Annotated in this window: 1 pseudogene; it reads right to left on the bottom strand. The window is 40.4% G+C overall.

From position 1 onward, the window contains the following. Positions 1-146: 146 nt before the first annotated feature. Positions 147-2,204, bottom strand: a pseudogene (locus ACI4L0_RS09840) (DUF975 family protein). Between the last annotated feature and the right edge of the window lie 298 nt (positions 2,205-2,502).

Here is a 2,502-nt window from a genome sequence, read left to right as displayed (position 1 = left end):
GGAAACACTGAATAAATCCTATTGAGGATTTTTCAGTGTTAACCTTGAATTTCGCTAATTGTCCGTAAGTCAAAGACTTACGGCAATTTGACAGGAAGTGTTGAGTAATCGCTTCAAGTGTTACTCAGCACTTCCTTAGTGAGCTGTTACATCTTTATAACACCGCGTGCAAGGCGGAAGCCTATGTATGGATTACAGTAGGAAGTCTTGTTGCTGGCCATAACTCCTAAAATACAATTATCAGAATTGTCACAGCAAGCGCTGCCACTGCACACAGCATTATTGTCAGTATCAAAATTAAAGTTGAATTCCCACACATTTCCGCTCATATCATAAAGTCCGTAGCCGTTAGGTTTCTTCTGTCCTGCAGGCTGTGTTGTATTACCGGTGTTATCCTTATACCAGCAGACTTCTTCTATATCATCGCTTCCTGCATAGTTGTAATCCTGTCCGCCCTTTGCTGCATAAAGCCATTCTTCAACGGTTGGAAGACGGTAGCCGTCTGCATTGTTATCAAACGAAAGCTGTCCTTTTATTTCATGCCAGTTACCGGGAATATAATTCCATTCTTCTGTATCTGTCTTACCGTCAACCGTATAAAAAGGTGTAAGTCCAGCTTTTATGCTAAGCCTGTTACAGAAGCAGATTGCATCATACCAGCTTACCATTTCTACAGGATTATTCAGGGAAACACCGTTTAATATTTCCTGTGCTGCCTCAGAGCCCAAATTTTTCCTTATGACATCAATATTTTTCTTTTGGAAGCAACTTGGATTTTCACCCATTACTGCACAATAAAGTCCCTGCGTTACTTCTGTTGTCATCATTTCATATTCTTGATCAGGAATCTTTACCATTTTTGGTGCAGTTATTACCGTGCGGACAAGACGAAAACCAAGGTCGTAGTAGCGGTCGTCGGCGTTGCGGAAGCGCATGTAGTCCACCTCGCAGTTGCTGGCGTAGTCGCCCCAGCCGCCGCCGCAGTAATAGTGGCTGCCGCTGTAGTACGGGAGGACATCCCAGCACCACTCCCATACGTTACCGCTCATATCATACAGTCCTTAACCGTTTGCCTTTTTCTGTGCTACAGGGTGAGTCGTTTTGCCGCTGTTATCTTCATACCATGCAACCTTATCTATATTGTCACTCCCTGCATAGGTATAATCCTTACCGCCTTTTGCCGCATACTGCCATTCTTCAACAGTAGGAAGACGGTAACCGTTTGCACTTAAATCCTGCGTTATCTTTCCTTCTATTTCATACTCCCTGTGCGGTTTATAGTTCCATTGCGATACGTTTTTTTTGCCGTTTACCGCATATACAGGTTCAAGACCTTCGCTTTTGCTAAGAAGGTTACAGAAATAGATTGCATCATACCAGCTTACGTTTTCTACAGGCCTGTATTTTGCCTTAAATCCTTCTGAAAAAGAACTTGGATTTCTGCCGGTTACAGATTCATACAATTCCTGCGTTACCTCTGACGACATCATCTCGTAATGCTGGCCTGGAATCTTTACCATTTTTGGCTTGTACGTATAGAATATTTTAAGTCCGAAAACAAGATATATAAGGACGGCAAGAATTACTGCCAGAAACGAACCTGCAATAATTTTCTTTGCCTTTTTAGAAAGCGGTTTGCGTTCCTTTTTTGGCTTAGGTTCTTTTTTTACTGATTCTTCCGCAGCGTTTTCTTCTGAAGTTTCTTCCTGCATTCCGTTAAATACATCCGGATAGAACATTTTTGTTACGGCATAGAATAAAACAGGGAAAACAAGCACACTGTAAACGGCTTCAAATATACCTAAAACAAGATAGATAATCTCAATAAAGTCAAGGTTCAGGTTTTCAAGTGCTACTAAGATTACAGACGATAAATAAAACCAGCCGTAAAAACTGGTAAAGCATATAGAAACGATACAGTATTTTAATTTTTTGCCTTTCATCATCTGCTTTGACTTTTCAATTGCTTCGCGTGCCTTTATGTCAGGATTGTCGGCAAGAACAAAAAATGAAAGTGAATAGCGGATTGCTGCAATAATTCCCGGTACAACAAAAAGAAGTGACCACAGGACTGTCTTTAATGCAACAAGCAGGAACGTACAGAAAGACCTCTTAAAATCCCTGAAGCCCGAAAACAGAACAGAAAAAGGCGTTTTCTTTTTCCTTGCAAGTTCAAGAAATCCCCTTGAAAGGCCAAGCGTCATAGATCCTGCAATAATTAAAGGTCCAACAATCGTTATTGCAGATGCTGCCAGAATCAAAGAATAAACTGCCAGAAGTGCAAAAGCCTTTCCGTAGCAGCCTTTCATTTCAGAAAAATATTTTCCAATAATACGATCTTTTACAACAGTTTTTGCATCCTGAGATAACTTGTTAAAAAAACCTTTCTTGTCTTCTCCTTCAATCATAATACAGTTCTCCTTATTAAGTATGAAAATAGTAGTGTTACAATATCTAAAAAACTTTTCGAGCGAAGCGATGAAAAGTTTTTTAGGCGGTTGA

The sequence above is a fragment of the Treponema sp. genome (genome assembly GCF_051883275.1).
Lineage (GTDB): Bacteria > Spirochaetota > Spirochaetia > Treponematales > Treponemataceae > Treponema_D.
The sequence above is the reverse complement of the archived record's forward strand: the minus strand, read 5'-3'. Positions and strand labels throughout refer to the sequence as shown.